17 protein-coding genes are annotated in these 24,879 nt (G+C 59.6%); 10 read left to right on the top strand and 7 right to left on the bottom strand.

Annotation, left to right across the window (positions count from 1 at the left end):
• Positions 1-3: 3 nt before the first annotated feature.
• Together ACR0NA_RS11700 and ACR0NA_RS11695 are read right to left on the bottom strand one after the other, a co-directional pair.
• Entirely contained in the window at positions 4-2,415 is a 2,412-nt protein-coding gene (locus tag ACR0NA_RS11700; RefSeq protein WP_480729052.1) for a GcvT family protein, read from the bottom strand.
• Between the two features lie 10 nt (positions 2,416-2,425).
• Positions 2,426-3,907 carry a trimethylamine methyltransferase family protein gene (locus tag ACR0NA_RS11695; RefSeq protein WP_480729050.1) on the bottom strand — a complete coding sequence of 494 codons (1,482 nt, stop codon included), beginning with the start codon at positions 3,905-3,907 and terminating at the stop codon, positions 2,426-2,428.
• 167 nt (positions 3,908-4,074) lie between these two features.
• Between ACR0NA_RS11695 and ACR0NA_RS11690 the strand changes: the two genes are divergently transcribed.
• The 7 genes from ACR0NA_RS11690 to ACR0NA_RS11660 all read left to right on the top strand — a co-directional run bounded on the left by ACR0NA_RS11690 (position 4,075) and on the right by ACR0NA_RS11660 (position 12,233).
• Positions 4,075-4,500 carry an SRPBCC family protein gene (locus tag ACR0NA_RS11690; RefSeq protein ID WP_480729048.1) on the top strand — a complete coding sequence of 142 codons (426 nt, stop codon included), beginning with the start codon at positions 4,075-4,077 and terminating at the stop codon, positions 4,498-4,500.
• Positions 4,493-5,203: a maleate cis-trans isomerase family protein gene (locus tag ACR0NA_RS11685; protein WP_480729046.1), complete on the top strand. Its 711-nt coding sequence runs from the start codon at positions 4,493-4,495 to the stop codon at positions 5,201-5,203. Before ACR0NA_RS11690 ends, ACR0NA_RS11685 begins: the two co-directional genes overlap by 8 nt.
• A 124-nt stretch (positions 5,204-5,327) precedes the next feature.
• Entirely contained in the window at positions 5,328-6,209 is an 882-nt protein-coding gene (locus ACR0NA_RS11680; RefSeq protein ID WP_170652544.1) for a LysR family transcriptional regulator, read from the top strand.
• A gap of 86 nt (positions 6,210-6,295) precedes the next feature.
• Positions 6,296-7,999 (top strand): NAD(P)H-dependent oxidoreductase subunit E, encoded by a 1,704-nt coding sequence (locus ACR0NA_RS11675; protein ID WP_480729044.1) that lies wholly within the window; start codon positions 6,296-6,298, stop codon positions 7,997-7,999.
• A gap of 11 nt (positions 8,000-8,010) precedes the next feature.
• A complete protein-coding gene (fdhF, locus tag ACR0NA_RS11670) occupies positions 8,011-10,794 on the top strand; it encodes a formate dehydrogenase subunit alpha (RefSeq protein ID WP_480729042.1) in 2,784 nt (927 codons plus the stop codon).
• 118 nt (positions 10,795-10,912) lie between these two features.
• Positions 10,913-11,689: a cyclase family protein gene (locus ACR0NA_RS11665; protein ID WP_480729040.1), complete on the top strand. Its 777-nt coding sequence runs from the start codon at positions 10,913-10,915 to the stop codon at positions 11,687-11,689.
• A gap of 16 nt (positions 11,690-11,705) precedes the next feature.
• On the top strand, positions 11,706-12,233 hold the full coding sequence (locus ACR0NA_RS11660) for a thioesterase family protein (protein WP_480729038.1): 528 nt from the start codon (positions 11,706-11,708) through the stop codon (positions 12,231-12,233).
• Here the strand turns inward: ACR0NA_RS11660 and ACR0NA_RS11655 are convergent, their stop codons facing one another.
• The 4 genes from ACR0NA_RS11655 to ACR0NA_RS11640 all read right to left on the bottom strand — a co-directional run bounded on the left by ACR0NA_RS11655 (position 12,234) and on the right by ACR0NA_RS11640 (position 21,369).
• Complete coding sequence (locus ACR0NA_RS11655; RefSeq protein WP_480729037.1) at positions 12,234-14,018, bottom strand: gamma-glutamyltransferase family protein; 1,785 nt, start codon at positions 14,016-14,018, stop codon at positions 12,234-12,236. It lies immediately after the preceding gene.
• Between the two features lie 74 nt (positions 14,019-14,092).
• A complete protein-coding gene (locus tag ACR0NA_RS11650) occupies positions 14,093-18,181 on the bottom strand; it encodes a translocation/assembly module TamB domain-containing protein (RefSeq protein WP_480729035.1) in 4,089 nt (1,362 codons plus the stop codon).
• Complete coding sequence (locus ACR0NA_RS11645; RefSeq protein ID WP_480729219.1) at positions 18,178-19,959, bottom strand: autotransporter assembly complex protein TamA; 1,782 nt, start codon at positions 19,957-19,959, stop codon at positions 18,178-18,180. Before ACR0NA_RS11645 ends, ACR0NA_RS11650 begins: the two co-directional genes overlap by 4 nt.
• A 186-nt stretch (positions 19,960-20,145) precedes the next feature.
• Positions 20,146-21,369: a urate hydroxylase PuuD gene (locus ACR0NA_RS11640; protein ID WP_480729033.1), complete on the bottom strand. Its 1,224-nt coding sequence runs from the start codon at positions 21,367-21,369 to the stop codon at positions 20,146-20,148.
• Between the two features lie 96 nt (positions 21,370-21,465).
• On the opposite strand from ACR0NA_RS11640, the gene ACR0NA_RS11635 reads away from it, so the two are divergent.
• Positions 21,466-22,386, top strand: coding sequence for a LysR family transcriptional regulator (locus tag ACR0NA_RS11635; RefSeq protein ID WP_480451222.1), 921 nt, complete (start codon positions 21,466-21,468; stop codon positions 22,384-22,386).
• Positions 22,387-22,392: 6 nt separating this feature from the next.
• On the opposite strand, the gene uraH is transcribed toward ACR0NA_RS11635, so the two are convergent.
• A complete protein-coding gene (gene uraH, locus ACR0NA_RS11630) occupies positions 22,393-22,749 on the bottom strand; it encodes a hydroxyisourate hydrolase (RefSeq protein WP_480729032.1) in 357 nt (118 codons plus the stop codon).
• A 213-nt stretch (positions 22,750-22,962) separates the two neighbouring features.
• On the opposite strand from uraH, the gene puuE reads away from it, so the two are divergent.
• Positions 22,963-24,381: an allantoinase PuuE gene (gene puuE, locus ACR0NA_RS11625; protein WP_480729030.1), complete on the top strand. Its 1,419-nt coding sequence runs from the start codon at positions 22,963-22,965 to the stop codon at positions 24,379-24,381.
• Entirely contained in the window at positions 24,378-24,863 is a 486-nt protein-coding gene (locus tag ACR0NA_RS11620; RefSeq protein ID WP_480729027.1) for an ureidoglycolate lyase, read from the top strand. Before puuE ends, ACR0NA_RS11620 begins: the two co-directional genes overlap by 4 nt.
• Positions 24,864-24,879 lie beyond the last annotated feature (16 nt).

The raw sequence follows: 24,879 nt of genomic DNA, 5'->3' as shown, positions 1-24,879 counted from the left end.
TTATCAACCGCCATTTTGGGGCGCGTATTGATGCGGGTCGTGGCGGCGTGCCTCATACGCCTCGCCCAGAATGATTACCTGACAGGTTTCGCCCATTCCGAGGGTTCCACGCTTGATATATCCAAGGACAAGTGTCTTGCCGGTTCTGTAACCACTGCTTCCTGACGTCACATATCCAACCGGTTGGCCATCTATAAGGATCGGTTCAGACGCCAGAGGATCGGGTGAGGCTTGCGTGATTTCCAGCCCGACCCATTCCCATTCGGCGGCGGTCTGGGATTGGCTCACAACCGCTTCACGCCCCACAAACGCCAGCTTTTTCAGATTGGCGAAATTTTGTAGTCCGGCGTCATACAAAGTGTACTCGGTTCCGAAATCCGCGCCCCATGCGTGGTACCCCTTTTCGATCCGCATCGCGTTGAGCGCGTAGGAGCCGAACTGACAGATGCCATGCGCCGCGCCCTCGGCCATGATGGCATCGTAGAGAGTGTTCAGGTTTTCGCTGGCGACGTGCAGTTCCCAGCCGAGCTCTCCGACATAGGACACACGCAGCGCGGTGACGTCCACTCCGGCGACCTTGAATTGAGCAGCCGAAAGCCAAGGCGCAGTTGTTGCGGAGACATCGGCATCTGTGAGCGCGGCCAGAATCTCGCGTGATTTCGGGCCCATCAGCATCAGCGCGCCGTCGTGCTGGAAGCCTCGGGACAGGGTAACGTCATAGTCATGCAAGTGGCTTTTCAGCCAGTCGTAATCGCGCAGGTCCGCAAGGGTTGGTCCACACAGCAGAAACTGGTCCTCGGCCAGTCTGGCGATTGTAGCCTCGGACCAGATGCGGCCCTTGGGGGTCAGCATGTAGGACAGTTTTGTGCGGCCCACTTTGGGCATCGTGCCGCAAAAGACGTGGTTCAGGAAGGCTTCGGCATCAGGGCCCTGCACCTTGTATTTCGTGAACCCGCCATGATCCATCAGCCCTGCCGCGTCCCGTACGGTTTCGCATTCGCGGCGAACCGCAGCGTGCCAGGGTTCGTCATGATAGCTGAGATGCCCGGTGTCTTTGGCCACGTCGGTTTCGAACCAGAACGCGCGTTCCCACCCGGCGATCTGGCCCATCACGGCACCGCTGGCCCTGAGGGTGTCGTAAAGCGGTGTTTGCTGAACGGGGCGACCCGACTGCATGTTTCGGTGCGGAAACGGAATGGCGTATTGCAGGTCGTAGTGCTCTGACGCGCGGGCATGGGCGTAATCCGGTGCAGCCCAATCGCCGAAGCGGCGCGGGTCCCAGGCGGAAAGGTCCCATTCGGTTTCGCCTTCGGTGATCCATTCGGCCATGGCCTTGCCGATGGCAGCCGAATGAGTGATGCCGATCTGAACCCCCGTTGCCTGATAGAAATTCGGCGCGCCCGCCGCCGGGCCAACCAGCGGTAGCGCATCCGGGGCATAGGCGATGGGGCCGTTCACGAACCGCTGCGCACCCGCTTTGCCCAGCAGTGGAACATGCGCCATCGTGTCTTCGAGCACGTCAAGGATGTCCTCGACACTGTCCGGGAAAAGCTGGTGGGCAAAATCGTCGGGCGGGCCACTGTCGGCCCATGCCGGACGACCCGCATGGGCGTAAGATCCCAGCAGGAACGCATTGCGTTCACGACGCAGGTAGAAGCGGATATCCGGATCGCGAACCAGTGGGAACAGGTCGGGGTGCTGTTCCAGTTCGGTCAGGGGTTCGGTTACCAGATACTGGTGTTCCAAGGTGATGACAGGTGCGTAGATGCCCGCCATTTCCGATATCTTGCGCCCGTAAAAACCGCCTGCGTTAATCACGATCTCGGCGGTGATATCACCTTTGGCGGTCGAGACACGCCATTCCCCGTTGGGAAGGCGTTCGATAGCCTTGACTGGCGAGAACCGCCGGATTTCGGCCCCAAGGTCGCGGGCGCCCTTGGCCAGCGCCTGTGTCAGCTGGCTGGGGTCGATATCACCCTCGTAAGGGTCCATGATGCCGCCCAGAACCGTGTCATCTGGGGACCAGAACGGGTGCATGGCATCCATTTCAGCAGGGCTGAGACGATGCAGGTCGAAACCGGCGCTGCGTGCGATACCTTCGAGGTGGCCGAAAAGCTCCATCCGTTCCGGCGTATGTGCTGGCCAGAACGCGCCGGTGTGGCGATAGGTGATCGGACTGTCCACCACATGTTCCAGATCCTTGTAGAGAGACCACGCATAATTTCCCGCGCGCATCCCAAGCCATGAATTTGCATAGGTCGGAATGTTGCCCGCCGCGTGCCAGGTGGAGCCGCTGGTCAACTCGTCCCGCTCCAGCAAGACAGTGTCTGTGACGCCTGCGCAGGCAAGATGATAGAGGATCGAACAGCCGACGGCACCGCCGCCGATGACCACTACGCGTGCATGGGGTTTCATCGGATGCTCCTTAACGCCTGATATCGAATGCGGCCCGAATAGCCGCTTCGCGGTCCGGGGGCAGGTGATCTGGGGGCTCGGCTGTCATGTGCCTAACAAGTTCACCAGCCTGTTCGAGGATGTCGGGGCTGCCGGCGTCAAGCCAGTCTTGTGTACTTTGACGATTGGCCAGCGTGGGATAGACGTATTCACTTTTCATTCGGGCCAGCGTCTGCGCCTCGCCAAGATAGTGACCCGGCCCGGTGGCGACCGCCTCGATCAGGTCCAGGTCAACCGCATCCCCCGTCATTTCAACGCCGCGAACCGAACGCAGGATGGCGCCGCACATGTCGTTGTCGATGATCAGCGCCTGTGGCGAGGCCACCATAAGCGAGGCCAGCATGCCGACGCTGAGGTTGATCATGTCCGCCCCCGCCTGCGCGGCCAGTGCAACTGTATAGCCTTTTTCATAGCCAGATTGGGCGTCCGGCATCTTGGCATCGGTCATGCCTGCGGACACGGTCGAAGGAAGGCCAAGATGCAGCAGCAACTGGGCCGCTGCCGCGTTGGCAACGGCGGCCTCGCCACTGCCGCCCGTCATGGCCCCGGTCCGCAAATCGCTGATGAAGGGCATGAAGGCCAGAATGGTCGGAAAGCCGGGGTTAAGGGTATCGACGATCATCAGCCCGGCCAAAGCCTCGGCCAGACCCTGCGCCAAAGCGCCGGCCAGCGTCACCGGGCTGGTGGCCCCGGCCTGTGCCGCCGTGCAGATTTGCAGCGGCATTCCGGCGGCGATTGCGGCGCGCATGATGTCCACCCCTTCGGGCGCATAGCGTAGCGGCGAGACGGCGTGCACGATGACGCCGAAACAGAACGGGTGATGTCGAAACCGGTCTTCGCCACCCAGCGACAGGTCGAACATTTGCGTGACCGGCCCGACATGGGCAGCCGTGTCGAAACTGACACCGATGGGCTTTGGGCAGGCCTTGAGGCAGGCAAAGGCGGTGTTCACATCCAATGCCAGCGGCGTATCAAGATCGCGCGCTACCAGCGGCCGAACGCCATAGTGTATATTCTCGCACCGGCCGACGAGCGTCATCATCTGAGTGAGATCGCGCAATTGCGCCTCGCGGAAGCCACCCGTTGGATCAGGGACTTCAACAGCGGCACCGCCTGTGCCGATGTGCACGTGACCGCCACCGATGGTAAGGCCGTGATCATTGGTAAATCCGGGCAGGTTCACAGATTTCGTGGCACGGCCTATCGCCTTTTCGACCATTCCACGCGGGAAGCAAAGGCGTCCGTCAGATCGCAGTCCTGCCCCGTTTTCGATGGCCGCGGCAGCAATATCCGGCGGGCAATCCCCGATACCGGTCCGGGCAAGGATGGCGAAGGCCGCATCGACGATTGCCGAAACTCTGGCTGGGCCGAGAGGCTGAAACCTGCCGCCCGCGGGCGGGGCTACGGTCCGGTGCGCGGGCGATTCAGCCGGTTTTCGTGTTCGTCGCGCCATCAGTTTCCGCCATCCTTTTGCAACAGGGGACGCGCGTTCGGGATCGTTATCTACTTCAAATGCGACAGGAATTACGTCGCCTTTGAGACTGGACGTACTACGCCGGTTCGCTAGCATGGTGCTGGTCACCATCACGAACGAGGTCGCAAATGCACGTATTCCGCAGCATGGTTTTGGACGCCCCGATAGACAAGGTCTGGTCCCTTGTGCGGTCCTTTGACGGGGTGGCCGGATGGAACCCGGCTGTGTCGTCGGCACGGATGGAAAGCGGTTCCGCAATCACGCCCGGCAGTATCCGGCATCTGGATATCGTTGACGGGTCGGTCTTTCGTGAAACTCTGCTGGCCCTGTCGGACCGCGATTATTACTACAGCTACGATATTATCGACTGTCCGCTGCCAGTTCGGAATTATGTGGCGACCCACCGGTTTGTTCCAATCACGCATGGCAGCAGGACACTGGGCATCTGGGAAAGCCACTTTGACTGCGATGCAGATGTCGCGGCGCAGATGAACGAAGTGGTGGGTGACCAGATCTATATCGGCGGCATGACCGGGCTGAACGCTACTCTTGCGGGGGTTACAAATGGCTGACACGCTTGCCCCCCGCGCCCTGATCGGGGTGATGACCCCGGCCATGAACACCGTCGTGCAGCCCGAACTGGAATTGCTGCGCCCTGCAGGCGTGACCAACCAGATGCAAAGGTTCCGGCTGGGCGGAGAAAATGTATCCGACGACCTGATTGAAGAGGCGCAGAAGCTGATGGATTGCAACCCGGTTGCGATTGCCATCGGACTGACGACAGATGCCGCGCCCGGCGGTGTCGACAAGCTGGCACGACGCTGCGCCGAGGTGGAAGAGGCCATCGGCGTTCCGGTCGTGAATGCATCGACTGCCAACCACGCGGCCTTGCATCAGCTCGGTGCCAGCCGGGTCGCAGTCGTCACCCCCTTCGCGCCTGAGGTGGATCAGGTCGTGAAAGCCAATGTCGAGGCTGCGGGGTTCACGGTTGTTTCGATCAAGGGTACCTGTGCTCCGTCACTGCCGGAGATTTGCGAGACCCCGATTGATCAGATCAGGGCGGTTTTCAGGGAAGTAGCGGCAGCCGACTGCGACGCGATTTTGCAGGTCGGCACGGCCCTGCCGGTCGTCGGGATCATCAGCGAGATAGAGGCTGAAACGGGAAAGCCGGTTGTTGCCTGCAATGCTGCGGTTTATTGGCAGGTCCTGCGCAAGGCTGGCGTGTCAGAGGCCCTTACAGGTTTTGGAACGTTGCTGGCCGATCACTGCACCTGACTTGACCGCCTTTGTCGGGGTAATGAGCGAAACCTGAGTGATCTGGGCCCGGGCGCCGGGCCTTTCACTTTGCGGGCGCTGCGCTAAGTTGGTGATCTGTCACTCAAAACCGGGGCTGACCGCCGTGATCGAACTTCGAGACCTGCAATTGCTGAACGCGCTGGCGCGGCATCGTCATTTTGCCAAGGCGGCCGAAGAATGCGGTATTTCTCAGCCGGCGTTCTCCATGCGGATCAAGAACCTCGAGGATCGGTTGGGTGTGTCCATCGTGCGCCGGGCCAATCGGTTTCAGGGGCTGACGGAAGAGGGCGAGATGATCGTGCGCCGAGCGCGGCGCATACTAGACGACACCAAGGCGTTGGAACAACAGGTTTTGGCCGCGCGTGGCGAGATTACCGGAACACTGATTCTGGGTGTTATCCCGACGGCCATCGCGTTTACGGGACGATTGATCAAACGTTTGCAACAAGCGCATCCACGCATTCTGACCCGAATCGAAACGATGTCGGCTTCGTCCATCCAGCACCGTCTGGATGAAGGCAGCATTGATGCGGGCGTGACCTATGGCGACAGTATCGGCGCGGACCTGAGACAGGTGCAGCCTTTGTATGAGGAAACCTATGTTCTGCTGGTCCCCGCCCACATGACGGACGAAACCGGCCCGATTCCCTGGGCGCGGGTTGCGGAGTTTCCGATCAGCCTGCTTGAGCCTCAGATGCAAAACCGTAGGATTTTGGACAGGATTTTTGCGGAACAGGGGCTACATCCGCATGTAGTAGCAGAAACCAGCGGATTTACGGCTTCGATGGTGATGGCGCGCGAAGGGTTGGCGGCGACGGTGGTTCCGCGTGTGCTGGTGCGTGCACTGGGGGATCTGAAGGGGACAAGAGTGCTGCCTTTGATCGACCCCGTTGTCAGCAAACCGATTTGCCTTGCGACCCTCACTCGCGACCCGGAATTGCCGACCGTGGATGCGTTGCGGGCCGTCGTGACGTCTTTACGGTGATAAGGTGTCGTTATCGTGCGATTGTATTTTGAGATTTGACGATATGATCTGCTGATGAGAGACGGGGGCCTCAATCGGAGGGCATCATGGCACCATTGGATACCAAGCCATCGGGCGCGCAAAAAGGCGTCTGGAAGTCAGGTAAAGGCAAGGGGCGGCACACGCCCAAGGGCCGGCAGTTCACGGATGAAGCACAGGCCGAAATTGCGCGCCTGCTGGGCGACCGCCCGCGCCGCCGCGATCTGCTGATCGAATTCCTGCATTTGATTCAGGACGAACACGGCCACATCAGCGCCGACCATATTGCCGCCTTGGCAGTTGAGATGCGGATCGGTCAGGCGGAGATTTATGAAACCGCCACGTTCTATGCCCATTTTGATGTAGTGAAAGAGGGTGAGACGCCCCCGCCCGCGCTGACGATTCGTGTCTGTGATTCCCTGTCCTGCGAAATGGCTGGTGCCCAGCAGTTGCAGAAGGCGCTGGAGGACGGTCTTGATGCTTCTGAGGTGCGTGTGGTGCGCGCGCCTTGCATGGGCCGCTGCGACACCGCGCCAGTGCTGGAGATCGGTCACAACCATATCGATCATGCCACTCCTGAAAAAGTGAACGCGGCCATCGCGGCTGGCGATACCCACGCCCATCTGCCCGACTATGAGACATTTTCGACCTATGTCGAGAATGGCGGCTACGCAAAACTGAAAGAGCTGCGCGAGGGCGGTAACTGGGAACAGGTGCAGGAGGACATCCTGTCCTCGGGCCTGCGCGGCCTGGGCGGTGCTGGCTTCCCGTCCGGCAAGAAGTGGGGCTTTGTTCGAATGAACGAGGGCACACGCTATCTGGCCGTGAACGGCGACGAGGGTGAGCCAGGTACGTTCAAGGACCGCTACTATCTTGAGCGCACGCCGCATGTCTTCCTTGAAGGCATGCTGATCGCCGCATGGGCGGTCGAGGCCGAGACTTGCTTTATCTACATGCGCGACGAATACCCGGCGGTGCTGGAAATTCTGGCAACCGAGATTGCCGCGCTGGAAGAGGCCGGGATTGTCGAAAAAGGCTATATCGACCTGCGCCGGGGTGCCGGTGCCTACATCTGCGGTGAAGAATCCGCGATGATCGAGTCGATCGAAGGCAAAAAGGGCCTGCCGCGCCATCGTCCTCCGTTCGTAGCGCAGGTTGGGGTCTTTAACCGCCCGACGCTAGTGCATAATGTCGAGACGCTGTATTGGGTCTCGAAGATCTGCCGCGAAGGGCCGCAGATTCTGAATTCAGTTGAAAAGAATGGCCGCAAGGGTCTGCGCAGCTATTCGGTCTCGGGCCGGGTTGCGAAGCCGGGTGTTTACCTGCTGCCTGCAGGCTCGACCATTCTTGACGTGATTGATGCCGCCGGGGGTATGGCCGATGGTCATGTCTTCAAGGCGTATCAACCGGGCGGGCCGTCGTCAGGTCTTCTCCCCTCTAGTATCGACGACGTCCCGCTCGACTTTGACACCCTGCAGCCGCTGGGCACGTTCATCGGGTCCGCTGCCGTGGTGGTTCTGTCCGATCAGGATACCGCCCGCGATGCGGCCCTGAATATGCTGCGGTTTTTCGAGGATGAAAGCTGCGGTCAGTGTACGCCCTGCCGGGCGGGCTGTGAAAAGGCGGTGAAGCTGATGCAGGCCGACAAGTGGGATCAGGACCTGCTGGAAGACCTGTGTCAGGTCATGGGCGATGCGTCCATCTGCGGTCTGGGGCAGGCGGCCCCGAACCCGATCCGCCTGGTCATGAAACATTTCGCTGACGAAATCTGAGGGAGACAGCCATGCTTGATGCAAGCCCAACCAAGACCGTCACCTTCAACCTGAACGGCGAAGATGTCACCGTCCCCGAAGGTTGGACCATCTGGGAAGCCGCCAAGGGGCAGGGATTTACCATTCCGCACCTGTGCCACAAGCCGCAGCCGGGCTATCGCCCCGACGGCAACTGCCGCGCCTGTATGGTCGAGGTGGAAGGTGAGCGCACTCTGGTCGCCTCGTGCATCCGCCCTGCCGCTGACGGTATGGTGGTGAAAACGGACTCGGATCGTGCCGAGAAATCGCGCGCCATGGTCATGGAACTGCTGGTTGCCGACCAGCCCAAGGAACCGCACGACGTCTCCAGCCACTTCTGGGACATGGCCAAGCTGAACGATGTCAGCGACAGCCGTTTCCCGGCAAAAGAAGCCGAGAAGATCCCGCTGCTGGATGACAGCCACGTTGCGATGCGCGTCAATCTGGACGCCTGCATCAACTGTAATCTCTGCGTCCGCGCGTGCCGCGAAGTGCAGGTGAACGATGTGATCGGTATGGCCGGTCGCGGTCACACTTCACAGGTTGTGTTTGACCAGAACGACCCGATGGGCACATCGACCTGTGTTGCCTGTGGTGAATGTGTTCAGGCCTGCCCGACGGGGGCCCTGATGCCTGCCACCGTGCTGGATGATAAACAGCAGGGCGATAGCAAGGATTACGATTCCGAGACCGAAAGCGTCTGCCCGTTCTGCGGCGTGGGCTGCAAAGTCTCGCTGAAGGTCAAGGACGGTAAGGTCAAGTATGTCGAGGGTATCAACGGCCCCGCGAACGAGGGCCGTCTGTGTGTCAAAGGCCGCTTTGGCTTTGACTATATCCACCACCCGCACCGCCTGACCAAACCGCTAATCCGGCGCGAAGATGCACCTGAGAAGGGGCTGAACGTCGATCCGGGCAACCTGTCGACCCATTTCCGCGAAGCGACATGGGAAGAGGCGATGGATCTGGCCGCGACCAAGCTGAAGGCGCTGCGCGACGAGGATCCGCGCAATGTCGCGGGCTTTGGTTCGGCCAAATGCACCAACGAAGAAGCCTATCTGTTCCAGAAGTTCATCCGTCAGGGTTTCAAGCACAACAACGTCGACCACTGCACCCGCCTGTGTCATGCGTCGTCGGTGGCTGCGCTGATCGAGAACGTGGGTTCGGGCGCCGTGACCGCGACCTTCAACGAGATCGTAAACGCGGATGTGGCGATCATCATCGGCTCGAACCCGATCGAGAACCATCCGGTTGCTGCAACCTATTTCAAGCAGTTCACCAAACGCGGCGGCAAGCTGATCGTGATGGACCCGCGTGGCGTTGGCATGCGCAAGTTTGCCGATGAAATGCTGCAGTTCCGTCCGGGTGCTGACGTCTCGATGCTGAACGCGATCATGAACGTGATCGTCGAAGAAGAGCTGTACGACAGTCAGTACATCCACCGCTGGACCGAGAATTGGGAAGCCGAGAAAGAGCATCTGCGCCAGTTCACGCCCGAGGCGATGTCGCCGATCTGCGGTATCGAACCGGATCAGCTGCGCCGCGTGGCCCGCACCTTTGCGCAGGCCAAGGCTGGTCTGATCTTCTGGGGTATGGGCGTCAGCCAGCATATCCACGGCACCGACAACTCGCGCTGCCTGATCTCGCTGGCCTTGATGACCGGCAACGTTGGCAAACCGGGTGCGGGTCTGCACCCGCTGCGTGGTCAGAACAACGTTCAGGGTGCCTCGGACGCGGGTCTGATCCCGATGTTCCTGCCGGATTACCAGTCGGTGACGGATGACGGTATTCGCGCCAAGTTCAACAACGTGTGGGAGTCCGAGGATTTCTCGAACGAGAAGGGCCTGACTGTTACCGAGATCATCGACCAGATTTATGCTGGCAATATCAAGGGCATGTACATTCAGGGTGAAAACCCGGCAATGTCCGACCCGGATGCCGGTCACGCCCGCGAGGCGCTGGCCAAGCTGGAGTTGATGATCGTACAGGATATCTTCCTGACGGAAACCGCGAACTATGCCGACATCATTCTGCCCGCCTCGGCGCTGTACGAAAAGAACGGCACCGTGTCGAACACCAACCGTCAGGTGCAGCGGGTACGCCCCGCCGTGTCACCTCCGGGTGAGGCGCGCGAGGATTGGGCGATCACCGTCGAACTGGCGCAGCGTATCGGGCTGAACTGGGATTACACTGACGTGTCTCAGGTCTTTGACGAGATGAAGTTGACGATGAATTCGCTCAACAACATCACGTGGGAGCGTCTGAAGACCGAAACCATCACCTATCCGTCGCTCAGCGAAACCGATCCCGGGCAGGCAATTGTGTTTGGCGATGGCTTCCCGCGTCCTGATGGCCGCGCCCGTTTCACGCCTGCCAGTGTGATCCCGCCGGATGAGGCGCCGGATGACGAATACCCGATGATTGCCACGACGGGTCGTCAACTGGAGCACTGGCATACCGGCTCGATGACGCGCCGGTCGTTGGTTCTGGATGCGGTCGAACCGGAAGCGAACTGTTCTATGAACCCCCGGACGCTGAAGCTGATGGGGATCGAGCCGGGCGAAATGATCCGTTTGACCACGCGTCGCGGTTCGATCGAAATCATGGTCCGCGCCGACCGGGCGATTGCCGAGGACATGGTGTTCATTCCATTCGCCTATGTTGAAGCGGCCGCGAACATCCTGACCAACCCTGCAATCGACCCCTATGGCAAAATCCCCGAGTTCAAGTTCTCGGCGATCCGGGTCGAAAAAATCGAAGACGCCATCGCGGCGGAGTAATTCCACTACCACTCACGAACCTGAAAAAGGCGGCCCCAAAAGGTCGCCTTTTTCGTTGCTTGACACCGGCTCGCGCGCGGCCAACCCTTTGCGGGTCTCGCAAACAATGGAGTTTTCCATGCCCCGCCGCTTTGTCGACCTGTCTGTACCGCTGGAAACCGGCATCATATCGGACCCACCGATCATGTTGCCTCAGATCGAGTACATGACCCATGACCAGACCGCCGAGCAGGTCATGGCCTTTTTTCCGGGATTGAAGAAAGAGGATTTGCCGGGCGGAGAAGGCTGGGCCATCGAGCGGTTGCAGATTGCCACCCATAACGGCACACATCTGGACGCGCCGTATCATCACCATTCCACGATGAACAAAGGCGAACGCGCGATTACCATTGATGAGGTGCCGCTGGAATGGTGCATGAATTCGGGCGTCAAACTGGATTTCCGGCATTTCGAGGATGGATATGTCGTCTCTGCGGAAGATGTCGAGGCAGAGTTGAAGCGTATCGGCTACGACCTGCAGCCGTTGGATATCGTGGTGGTGAATACATCGGCCGGGACACGGTATGGCCAGCCGGATTATCTTATGAAAGGCTGCGGGATGGGGCGCGAGGCGACTCTGTACCTGACCGAGCGGGGCGTGCGCGTGACCGGTACCGACGCCTGGAGCTGGGATGCGCCGTTTCCTCTGACCGCGCAGGAATACGCGAAATCGGGCGATCCGGGTATCATTTGGGAAGGGCACCGGGCATCGATGGAGGTCGGGTATTGCCACATCGAAAAGCTGACCAACCTTGAAGACCTGCCGCCAACGGGGTTCGAAATTTCGTGCTTTCCGTTCAAGATCAAAGGCGCGTCTGCTGGGTTTGTCAGGGCAGTAGCAATTTTCGAAGATTGAGACGAGGAGAAAACACGTGTCCACGGATAACACTGCGGCCGAAGGTCATGATGGCCCTTATCCCGCTCCGGTCGAGGTCTGGGGATTTGAAGTTCGCCCGGAATGGATCGATTATAATGGCCATATGAACGTGGGCTTCTATGGCGTTGCCTTTGATCTGGCGCTTGAAGAAGTGATGGTGCGCCAGCTTGGGTTGGGTGAAGTACAGGTGAAGGCGTCGGGGCAGGGGCCGTATATGTTGCAATCCCACCTGCATTTTCTGCGCGAGATACGCGAAGGCGAGCGTTTCTATTTTCAGTTCGTCCTATTGGATTCGGATGAAAAGCGAGGTCACTACTTTGCCCGGATGTTGTCGGAAGCCGATGACCAGGTCTGCGCGACGCAAGAGGGGCTGTTCATGAATGTCAGTCATGAGACAGGCCGCTCGGCCCCCTATCCGGATTGGGCCGTCGCACGGTTGGCGCGGATGGTAGCCGATCACAAGGGGCTACAGGCAGATCCGCAGATTGGGCGGCCCATCGGTATTCGCCGTAAACAGGCTTGATCAGCGCCCGATAGCATAGGCCTGCATCAGCCTCGGCGTGGCCGCAGCACGCAGCAGCCCGTCTGGTGAACGGCTGGCTGCTGTCAGGCGCCCTACTGTCCAGTGCTCGGCCACCTCAACGTCGTGGCCACGTGCCCTCAGACCTTCGATCACTTCCCTGCCGAAACTCTGTTCGATCATCAGATGCCCCGGGCGCACCTCGCGCGGGTAAAAGGAGCTTTGGAAATGGGCCGTGTGAAACAGCGGCGCATCGATGGCTTCCTGCAGGTTCATGCCGCCGTGAATGAGGCGCAGCAGGTAGATTAGTTGCCACTGATCCTGCTGATCGCCGCCGGGTGTGCCAAAAGCTAGCTCGGTACCATTTGGGTCGCGCGCCATCGAAGGGGAAAGCGTTGTGCGTGGGCGACGCCCCGGGGCCAGCGAATTTGGCAGACCCTTTTGCAGCCAGAACATCTGTGCCCGCGTGTTGAGGGGCACCCCCAGCCCCGGAACAACGGGTGATGATTGCAGCCATCCGCCCGATGGTGTGGCCGATACCATGTTGCCCCACCGATCGATGACATCCAGATGCACGGTATCCCCACGCTTTTCCGACAGGTGTGCCATCGTGGGTTCCCCGGCACCGATCTGCCCATCCGTCCTGAACGTTTCGGCGGCATGGGCGATAGACGCGTCGGCCCAGCGTTCGAGACCAGGCAGGAGCCCCGGGCGCTGTTCGGTGGAAGCGGTCTGACGGATCAGGTTGCGTCGTTCCTCGGCGTAAGATTGGGACAGCAGTTTTTCGACCGGGATTTCTGTATGGTCGGGATCACCGTAATATGCCTCGCGATCTGCGAAACTCAGCTTCATCGCCTCGGTGACAAGATGCAGAAAATCCTCGTGGTTCTGGGGGACAAGATCGAAACCAGCCAGAATGTTCAGCGACTGCAATAGAACCGGGCCCTGCGTCCATGGTCCGCCCTTCCAGACGGTCCATCCCTTGTATTCGGTGGAAAGCGGCGGTTCGTAGTGGGCTTGCCAACCTGCCATGTCCTGCGCGGTCAGAACGCCGCGATGCGGGGTGCCGGAGGCATCCATGACGCAGGCGTTGTGCAGGTAGCTGTCGATTTCCTCGGCCACGAAGCCCCGGTAGAAAGCATTCCGCGCGGCTTCGATCTGGTTTTCTCGCCCGGTCGCCGCCTCGGCCTCGAGCAGCAACCGATGCCAGGTGCTGGCCAGTTGCGGGTTTTTGAACAACTGTCCCGGTTGCGGGGCCGTGCCGTTGGGCAGCCAGGTTTGATAGGACGTCGGCCACTCGTCTCGGAAGAAGTCGCCAAGCCCGGCAATCGTATGCGCCACACGCGGCAAAACAGGGTGGCCCTTTTCGGCATAGTGGATCGCCGGTTCCAACACTGTCCGCAATGGCAATGAGCCATGGTCGCGCAGTGTGATCATCCATGCGTCTAATGCACCCGGAATGACCGTTGCCAGTAAACCGGTCCCGGGAATACGGCTCAGCCCTTCGTCGCGATAGTGTTCTATGGTGGCAGCTGCCGGTGCAGTTCCCTGACCGCAGACCATGGTGGGCGCTTCTTCCCCGGCGTGTTTGATCAGCATGGGCATATCGCCCAATGGGCCGTTCAAATGCGGCTCGACAACGTTCAGCACGAACCCCATTGCTGCAGCTGCGTCAAAGGCATTGCCGCCCTGTTCGAGCATTTTCATGCCGACAGCCGAGGCGATCCAGTGCGTGCTTGTGGCGACCCCGAAGGTCCCCGTGATTTCCGGACGGGTGGTAAAGGTCATGGCGGCTCGTTTTGTTGTTCGTGCAGATGGTGCATGGGCCACCGCGTGGGTCAAGTCACCTGAGCGAGAGCCGTTTAATAGTCACGTTCGAAGAAGATACCGACGCCGGTTTCACCACGGCCGTCCACGGTGCCCCTGACCGTGAAATTGTCGGTGACATCCAGATTCAAATTCACCTCGGTATCGCCCTCGGTGTTGACGGTGAAATCGGTATACAGGTTATCGCTGAGATAAGCCCCGGCCCCCAGCCGCCCCGCGCCGCTTTCGGATGTGCCGACATCGACATTGTCCAGACCCGTAGCATCGCGAATTCCCTTGGTCGCATCACCTCCGGCCCCGCTGAGTTGCGCAAGGGATGCCGCCATCTGGGCAATGACAAAGGGTGACAGTTCAGAAAAGCGATTGCCGAACAGCAGCATGGCCAGCGCCTCTTCGGCGGGGCGTTCTGGGTCAGAGTAGACATCGACCTCGGGCGAATCGAGCGGTCCGGATATTTCGATGGTTGCGGTGCCGTCAGAGGTGCTGGTTGAAGAAGCAAACTCGATATAAGGCGTCAGATCGCCCTGCAGGGTCACGAGCCCCTTGGTCAGTGCAAGCCTGCGGCCCAAAATGTCGATATTACCTCGGATCAGTTCGATCTGTCCGGACGGCACGACCGAAGTTGTGGTTCCGCCTATCTGGATGCTGCCGCCCAGCTCCGCATTGACGCCCCGCCCGCGTACAAACACAGCTTTGGGTGCAAGCAGCCCCACATCCAGTGCGATCCGGGACTGATTGGCTGATTTGTCTTCTTTTGCGACCAGATTGGCGCGTTCACGGGTGACGAACCCGGCCTGGGACTCGTTGACATGGGTCATGGGCGGGATTGGAGCCGCGCCAACTGCCCCCGCTGCGGCTGCCAGATTGATGTTGGTCTCGCCGAAAACGATCTGACCGGCGATAGAACTGTTGCCCGCAAGAGCGCCCGACATGGCGATCTGCCCGTTCAGAACCGTTTCATAGAGCAGCTTGTCAGTCAGGACGAGTTCGTTCAGCGCGGTGGTGATTTGCGCATTGAATGGCGGTGTCAGGTCCAGCGGCCCGCTCACCGTAAAGTTGCCGCCCGCGCGCAGGCCTCCGCGCAGATCGATCGTGGCCCGGCTTTGCGCCAGCCTGACAGTTCCGCCGATGTCAGTGAGTGTCTGTCCGACAGACGGGATCGCCATCGAGGTGCCCGAGGTTGTCACGGTTCCGCTGAGTGCATCCAAACCGGGTTTGCCCTTCAGCGAGATATCGAACCTTGCGGCTCCGTCGATCTTGTTGGGTGTGATGAACCTGTTGGCGATACCAACGTTGATGTTGCCCTTTGCGTTCAAATCGGCGGTGGTGTCGGTTTCGTTAAAGGTTCCCGTCACTGTCGCGTCAATCTGGGCAGGTCCCTGTGCGCGGCCATCCACTGTCCAGACACCGTCGCTGCGCTTTGCGTTTCCTGTGGCTGAAACTGTTCCCGGGAAATCGGGAACGAACCGTTCAAGCTGATTCAGCTTGGCGTCGAAATCCAGATCGGCGGCGCCTGAGCTTTCTACTGTACCCACCAGATTGGCATAAGAGCTGTCGGGCCCGTTCAGCCGAACATTGCCCTGAAGCCCTGTGTCGGTCGGGGAAACGTCGCCACTGGCGGTAAGCGGCCCCGTCAGGGTTTTGGATACACGCGCCAGATCGTCGAGTTCGGCCGAGAAATTCAACCCACTTGTCTCGTCGTTCAGTACACCGCGGGCTTGCGCCGAGAGAGCCGTGCCGGACAGGCGGAAGTTGCGGATGTTCAGACCATCGGAATTGTTTGCAGCGTCGACTGTAAGGGTCGTTCTGCCCTGGATAAGATTATCAAGCTGATCGATCCCGGTCTGGATGTCGTCGGCGTCCAGATTGCCCTGAACATCGAATTCCAAGGTTTTCCGGTTGCCTTTACCCTTCGCCTTTGCCTGCACCGACCCGGCAAGATCGCGTTTGGCCAACCCCGAAAAGACCGAAAGATCAGGCGCATTAATACTGGCTTCGCCGTCGATGGCGAGTGCACCTGCCGGGTCGTCAATTGTCGCCACGACCTCGGCAGTCAGGGCCGACCCGTTTATGTTTGCCTTGCGGATCGTCACCTGATCACCCGCCCGCGCCGCGTCCAGTTCGATCAGCGTCCGACCGGTTATGATCGGGTCGATCTCGGTCAGGCCGGTCCGCAGGTTGCGTCCTGTCAGGTTGGCCGTTGCGTCGAATTCCAGTGTTTCGGGGGTGCTTTTGCCTTGGACGGACGCCTGAACGGAGCCACCGAGATCTTGTTGCACCAATCCCGAAAAGACCGACAAATCCGGCGCGCTGACGTCCGCTTTGCCGTCGATTGTAAGTAGCCCGTTGGGGGTGGTGACGACACCGCTGGCCTGCGCTGTCAAAGCGTCTCCGGTGATCGAAAAATCTCGGATCGTCAGGCCGTCACCGCCACGTACGGCATTCACCGAAATCTGTGTGTCGCCGGAGATAAGGGAGTCTACTTCGTCACGACCGGCCGACAAATTTTGCGCCGTCACATCCAGTTTGCCGTCAAAACTCCCCTCCAGTGGTGAGCCGCTGCCCTGAACCTGTGCTGACACGAAGCCGCCCAGATCCATCTTCGCCAGCCCCGAAAACCGCGACAGGTCCGAGGCCACAAGCGAGGCCGATCCGTCGACCTTCAGACCGCTGTCCAACCCGCTGATCACGGCCTCCGCGCCGAGGGTATAGTCTGTTCCCAGCAGTTCGAGGTCCGAGATTTCCAATGCGTTGTCGTCACGCAGATTGAACACGCCGTCCAGAGTGACGCGTTCGCCCAAGGCTGTGCTCAGCGCTGGGTCGGACATGCTCAGACCGTCCAGAGCCGCCTGAACATCACCGTCAAGCAGCAGGGTGCCGCCCTGTTCGAACGTTCCCTGCGCGGTCAGTCGGGCGTGGTCCAGATTCAGTTGCGGTGTGGCGACGTCGTTTGCCGTCAGGCTCAGGTCCCACAGGTTGCCATTGGTCTGATCAAACAGGCCTGAAAGCTGTGCTGCACCGATTGATGTATCGCCTCCGGTGACGGGCAGAACAACGGTTTCACCCTGTGGCGGAGTAATTCGGGCCTGCAAGGCGGCCTTTTCCAGTTGGCCGCCAGCAAGGTTCATCTCGCCTTCCAGCTTCAGAGCCTCGGAGGTGATATCAAGATCAGTCAGGGCGACCTGACCATCAGGGCCGGTTTTACCGTCCACATAAAGCCGCGTGTCGGTCCCAAAGAACGGATCAAGATCATCGGTCAGGAACGGGGTCAGATCGCCGGACAGATCGGTCGTGAATGCGATGCCCGCTGTTGAGTCGCCGTCATCGGTAGCAGCTTCGCGAAGGCGGACCTGCCCAGAAATTCGCTGTGTGCTATCGCTGCTGACGGATATATCCGCAGTGAAATCGGTAATCGGCCCGTTGCCTTTTGCCGACAGGCTCAGCTGAGGCTCATTCGGGATTTTAAGAACCGTGGAAATCAGCCCGCCTGCATCTTCGTCAACCTGCAGATCAAGGTTGATCTCGCTGCCCTCGTTCTGGAACTGCGCCGTCAAGCTGATCGAGTCGCCGGGGCGATCCAGCCGGGTGACGCCCAGTGACGTGTCCAGCGCGCCATCGGCAAGGTTCAACTTACCATCGACTGAAAGCTCGGCCGCAAGTCCGATCAGCGGCTCGCCAAGTTCCAGTTTGTCGACACGCAACTGACCGACCTCAATTGCCACGGGTAGCTCAGGCAGTTGGAACGGTTGCGTTTCCGCGCTTGGGGGCGGGGTCTGTGTCTCAGCAGGCTCTGGCGCACGGGCGACATCGATTTCCCCTGCAGTCAGGGCATTGACCGAGAACCGCCCCCGCAGAAGGGCGAGCCGGTTCCAGTCAAGCTCGGCATTCTTGATGGTCAGCCAGACACCTTCGTCATCCGATACGGTGATCTCATCGATCGTGGCGCGGGAACTCAATGCGCCGGTCAGGCCCCGGACCCTGATGTTCCGGCCGTCGGTCGAAAGCGTGTTCTGAAGGAAATCGACCAACAGCCCGCCTTCATCTTCGGACTGGTCCTGCGCGAACACAGGGGACCCGATCGTCAGACTGACGATCAGAACAGGATATGAAGCGCGACCGATCAAAATGCCTGTCCGATCCCAATGTAGAATTGCAAACCGTCCCCGGTGGGACCCGAGACCGGATAGGCAAGATCAAAGCGTAGCGGGCCGAACCCGCCTAGATCGTACCGTATCCCCAATCCGGCACCCGCATGATAAACAGCGTTGCTGGTAATATACGACGCCGTATCCACAGTGCCGTAGTCGTAAAACCCGACAAGAGAGAGTTTTTCGGACACCTTGCCGCGAACCTCGCCGGAAAGACCAAGGAAGGATTTGCCCCCCGCGATTCCTGTTCCAACCGGAATGCCGAGGCTTTCATAAGGTTGACCACGCACTGTGCCCGCACCGCCCGAGAAGAACAGGAAGTCGGGCGTTACGCCATCCGCCGGCGGGCCGATGACCGATCCCAGTTGGACACGCCCGGCCACGACGACCCGCCCTGAGCTGCCGAAATCCCAGTATCCGCGCCCGTCAAAAAACAGGCGCAGGCCGGATTTTGTGCCCGAGACGCCGACAAATGGCATTGCGTTGGAATCCAGATAGAACCCGCGCGTGGCGCTGACCTTGCTGTCGCGTCGATCCCATTCAGAACGGAACGGGAGGATGAAATATCTGAACTGACGGCCGCTTCCATAGGCATCATCGGCATTCGAGAACGAGAAACCCGCTGATGCCTCGGCATAGAGGCGATCAGAAAATGTCCGGCGCGCACCATAGGCCAGCGAAGCGACCGACACGTTGTAGTTCTCGGTGTTGCGACGTTCCAGCAATGCGCTCCAGAAGGTGTTGTCATCCGGACCCAGCCTGTCCGGCTGATCCAGACGCATCCCGATCCGGCCATCGATGTCTTCGGCCCCGCCGATATTTCGGATTGCGGCCTCGAACCGGAAGCGCTCGGCGCGGCGAAAGACATTGCGGTGGGTCCAGGTCGCCGTGACATCGACACCATCACGCGAAGCAACTTCGACCCCGAAGGTCAATCGGCGTCTTGGCATGTCCTCGAAGGTCGCGTCAAAATCCAGTGTGCCGTCCGGATTTGGTTCGTCGCGTTCTTTGATCGAAACCACGTTGAAGGTGCCGGTGCGACGCAGTCGGGTGCCGACCCTTTGCACCTGCTCGGGCGAAAAAACCTCGCCGGTAGGAAAACCGGCGATCTTTTCGATCGAGCGATGCCGAACACTCGTGTCGCCGTGAATGAACATCTTGCCGAAGGTCAGCCGCGGGCCGGGGGCCAGGTCAATCTCGGCATCCAGCTTGGACTGAGCGTGGCGCGCGATGATCTTTTGATCCGCCACATCCGCCTTGGCGTGGCCCGCGTCTCTCCAGGATTGGACGCCAACGGTGGTGGCTTGTTGAATGATAGCGGTCGTCGCCAGTTTGCCCGGCGCGAACCCTTCTGGCATTTCCGTTTCTGGGGCCAGCGGTTGGACAATAGCAGTGCCAAAGGTAAAGGTCGGCCCGGCCTCAACAGAAATCACGGCGCGGTTGATCTGTTTCGGAACGCCCAGCGGGTCGATGCTTGCGGCTTCCTGACCATCCAGTTTGATGCTGACGACCGGGCTGAAATACCCCTCATCATACAAAATCTGCACCACGGTCCGATAATCCGAAAGTGCGGCTGACAGAATTTCCAGAGGCGTGTCCAGGCCACGGGAATTGGCCGTCAGGACCGAGGAGGTCTCTTCGATCCTCTCCTGCAACTGCTCGGAGGTGCCGGGGGCGGACAGCGTTGTCTCAAGAGCCGCGACCGCACTGGGAAGTGACAAAGAAATCAGTGTGAACAGCCAGCATTTTACCATGCCCGATGGCCTGTTCAGCTTCATTACCCGGCTCCAACTGCCCCAAGTCGAAATCATTATTGCCGCGAAATACTCAACATCACGGCTGCTCTCGTTCATGTTAGAACATTTGGGCAGGTCGATGGAAAGGAAATTTAGGGTTTTCAGGTAATTTCCGGCAGCCTGAGCCTTGAATGTACGCCCGCGTTACGATCCGACGCTTTTGAACCAGCGGATGATGGCCTCACGGTCTTCGGGCTCCATGAAGGTCACGTTGGCAGGCGGCATGGCGTGACTGACACCTGCCTGCAGATAAATCTGCTGCGCGTTGCGCGCGATATCGGCCTCGGTTTCAAGCAGAACGCCCTTTGGGGCCCATAGGATGCCTTCCCACACGGGTTCGCGTGCGTGGCACATGGAGCAGCGTCCAAGCACCACGTCGTGCGCCTCTTCGAAACCGGGGGCCGCAGCGAAACGTTGTTCGTACGGGGTCAGGGGTTGGGCCTCGGCCTCTTCCAGTGGCTTGTACATCGGGGCGGTCGACAGCCACATGATTGCGATGAACAACAGGGCGGTAACCAGCCAGGTCCAGGTTGGATTACCTGCACGGGCGTGACGTGTGTTGAAATAGTGCCGGATCGTTACGCCCATCAGGAATACAAGGCTGGCGATGATCCAGTTGTATTCGGTGGCAAAGGCCAGCGGATAGTGGTTCGACAGCATCAGGAACACGACCGGCAACGTCAGGTAGTTGTTGTGGGTCGAGCGCAGCTTGGCGATCTTGCCGTATTTGGGGTCGGGCGTGCGACCGTTTTTCAAATCGTCAACCACGATACGCTGGTTGGGCATGATGATGAAAAACACGTTGGCTGTCATGATTGTAGCGGTAAAGGCGCCCAGATGCAGCATCATCGCACGGCCGGTAAAGATCTGGTTGTATCCCCAGCCCATCGCAACCAGCAGAACAAAGAGCAGCACCATCAGCAGGGTGGGGCGCTCACCAAGCCCCGACTTGCAAAGGAAGTCGTAGATCAGCCACCCAACGGTCAGTGAAGCTGCCGAGATCAGAATGCCCTGCCACAGCGCCAGATCGGCCTTTTGAGCGTCGATCAGATACAGCTCTCCGCCGACCCAATAGACGATCATCAACAGCGCCGCGCCGCTGAGCCATGTCGCATAGCTTTCCCATTTGAACCAGGTCAGGTGGTCGGGCATCCGTTCGGGTGCGACCAGATATTTCTGGATATGATAGAAGCCGCCGCCATGGACCTGCCATTCTTCGCCATCTGCGGGGCCGGGGATATCCCGGTTCAGGCCAAGGTCCAGCGCAATGAAATAAAAGGATGATCCGATCCAGGCGATAGCCGTGATGACGTGCAGCCAGCGCACGGCAAATGCCATCCAGTCCCAGAACACGGCGAAGTCGTACATGCGTGAGGTCTCCGATTGCTTGCTGCCACACTAGGCAAGCGGGCTTTTCTTCGGTATTCCCGTATATTGTCAAACTGTATCAAAAAAAACGAGAAGATGTCCTATCTCGACAACATCCGAACCTTCGTCAGGGTCTATGATCTGGGCAGCATGTCAGCTGCGGGGCGCGACCTGCGTATATCTCCGGCGGTGACATCGGCGCGTATCTCTCAGCTTGAGGATCATCTGGGTGTACGTCTGTTTCAGCGCACGACACGAAACCTGACGCCGACCGAACAGGGGCGGGCGTTTTATCCCGGTGCAGTGGCGGTTCTGGACGCTGTGGATGAGGCCGAAGCGCAGGTCATGCACCTGACCGAAGCCCCGCGCGGATCACTGTTTGTGGCAGCTCCGTTGGGGGTCGGGCGCAGGTTGCTAGCGCCGCACGTCCCTGATTTTCTGTCGCAATATCCGGAAATTGATGTGCGACTACGGCTGACGGACAGGTCGGTGGACCTGACGACCGAGGGGTTGGATCTGGCCTTTTTCATCGGTCAGCCCGAGGACAGCACGCTGCGGATTCGCAAGATATCAGATTGCCAGCGCGTATTATGCGCCGCACCAGGCTATGTGAAACAAAGGGGCATGCCGCAATCCGGCGCCGATCTGATCTCGGGCGGGCATGAGTGTCTGAACCTGCGGTTCCCGGGTGCGACTGAATTCCAGTGGGTGCTGACAACGCCCGAAGGACCGAAAAAGTTCGCAGTATCAGGACGGTTCGAATGCGATGACGGGGACGTCCTGACCGACTGGGCGCTGTCAGGGCAGGGGATTGCGATGAAACCGGTGTTCGAGGTGGCGGAGCACCTGAAAGCAGGCCGTCTGGTTACGGTTGCCAACGAAACTCCGCCGGTCCCCGTTCAGATGGCCTGTCTTTATACGCATCGACGTCATCAGGACCCCAAGGCGCGATTGTTCATGGACTACATGGTCCCGCACATCAGTTCAGTGATCAAAAGCGCGGAAAGCCAGAGCTGATCGCAATCAGCTGCCGCGATAGGTCGAAAAGCCGTAAGGCGATAGCAATAGCGGCACGTGGTAATGGGCATCCGGATCGGACAAACCGAAGCGGATCGGGATCTGGTCGAGGAAAAGGGGTTCTTCACCACTCAATCCGATTGAACGCAGATAGTCACCGGCATGAAACATCAGCTCGTACTGACCGGTGGCAAACCTGTCCTGCGGCAATATCGGGCTGTCAGTGCGGCCATCCGAGTTGGTTTCGCATTCGGCCAGCCGGGTGCGCGTGTCCCCGTCAATCTGATAAAGCACGATCTTCATACCTGCAGCGGGCAGGCCCCGCGCCGTATCCAGAACATGGGTTGTCAGGTAACCTGCCACAGTCGTCTCCTCTGTCTCATTCTGCCATGTCCGGAAGTGCCGTTTGGCACCTCAACCGGTGGACAAGATTCATCTGATACCGATTTGTAAGGGTTTTGAACCTGTGAGACGCATCAAAAGAATTGGAAACAGCGTTCGGTTTGATTTGATAATCAGATACATTTTTCTGAGATATAGAATTCTTGAGTGATGACTTTGACAACGGATGACGTAATGCAGCCACCCCGCTATTCCCGTGACATGATTGGTTACGGAGCCAATCCACCCGATGCGAGTTGGCCGGATGGCGCCAAAATAGCAGTGCAGATTGTACTGAACTACGAGGAAGGCGGCGAGAACTGCGTGCTGCACGGGGATGCCGCGTCCGAGGCGTTCCTGTCCGAGATCGTAGGGGCCGCGCAATGGCCGGGGCAGCGGCACTGGAACATGGAATCGATCTATGAATACGGCGCGCGGGCCGGTTTCTGGCGGTTGCATCGCCTGCTCAAGGATTTTCCGATCACCGTTTATGGTGTGGCCTCGGCCCTTGCACGTTCGCCGGATCACGTGGCGGCGATGAAATCCGCAGGTTGGGAAATTGCCAGCCACGGGCTGAAGTGGATCGAACACAAGGACATGACCGAGGAGGACGAGCGCGCCCAGATGAATGAGGCCGTTCGCCTGCATACAGAGGTGGTGGGTGAGCGTCCCCGCGGCTGGTACACGGGCCGCTGTTCGGTCAACACCGTTCGGCTGGCGGCGGAAGAGGGTGGTTTTGATTATGTGGCCGATACCTATGCCGACGATCTACCTTACTGGATGAACGTGAGCGATCGGGATCAGTTGATTGTGCCCTATACGCTGGACTGCAACGACATGCGCTTTGCGACGCCGCAAGGGTTCAATTCCGGCGACCAGTTCCTGTCCTACCTCAAGGACAGTTTCGATGCGCTTTATGCCGAAGGTGAAGCGGGGTCGCCAAAAATGCTGTCCATCGGGCTGCATTGCCGTCTGATTGGACGCCCCGGCCGAGTCATGGCCCTGCGGCGTTTTCTGGACTACGTCAGCAGCTTTCAGGATGTCTGGTTCGCGACCCGTCTGCAGGTTGCTGAACATTGGGCGGCAACGCATCCACCCGTCGCGCGCCCGCGCCCGTCACAGATGACGCGCGAGGAGTTTGTTGCGGCCTATGGCGGCGTCTTTGAACATTCCGCCTGGATCGCCGAGCGGGCGTTTGATCTGGAACTCGGCCCCGCGCACGACACCGCCGGAGGAGTGCACAACGCACTGGCGCGCATGTTCCGGTCTGCATCCGAGGCAGAGCGTCTGGGCGTTTTGACGGCCCACCCCGATCTGGCGGGTAAGCTGGCGCAGGCGAAACGGTTGACGCAGGAAAGCACGTCCGAGCAGGCCTCGGCCGGGTTGGACGCACTGACCGATGAGGAACGGGCGACATTCACCGATCTGAACCAACGGTATGTCGACACGTTCGGGTTTCCCTTCATCATTGCGGTGCGTGACCACGACAAGGCGTCCATTCTGGACGCATTCAAACGCCGGATTGATCAGGACAGGGATACTGAATTCTCTGAAGCCTGCCGACAGGTTGAACGGATTGCCGAATTCCGGCTGCGGGACCTGCTGCCCTCATGAGCGCGCGGATAACAATCGAGCCGATCACGGTAGAAGCGTTCGCGCCCTTCGGTGATCTGATTGAAGTGGCGGGCGAGCCGAACAAGATCATCAATCAGGGTCAGTGCGGCAGGTATCACGACCGCGCGCAGCTGGATTTTGCAGACGGCCGTGCAGGGATCAGCCTGTTTGATGCAAACCCGCGTACCTTGCCCTATCAATTGGATATGGTTGAGCGTCATCCGGAGGGAAGTCAGGCGTTCATTCCTATGACGCACCAACCGTTTCTGGTCATTGTTGCTGCGGATAAGGACGGAACGCCCGCCCGCCCGCGCGCTTTCGTGACGCAACCGGGCCAGGCCGTGAATTATCACAGGGGTACATGGCACGGTGTGCTGACGCCCCTGTCCGGGCCCGGTCTGTTTGCCGTCGTCGATCGGATCGGTGCGGGAAGCAATCTTGAAGAATACTGGTTCGACACCCCGTATCTGGTGGAGGAATGACCAGCGAAGCCGCGGA

This window comes from Ruegeria sp. C11, from assembly GCF_056537725.1.
Note: the sequence above shows the minus strand (reverse complement) of the source record. Positions and strands in the feature narration are given on the sequence as shown.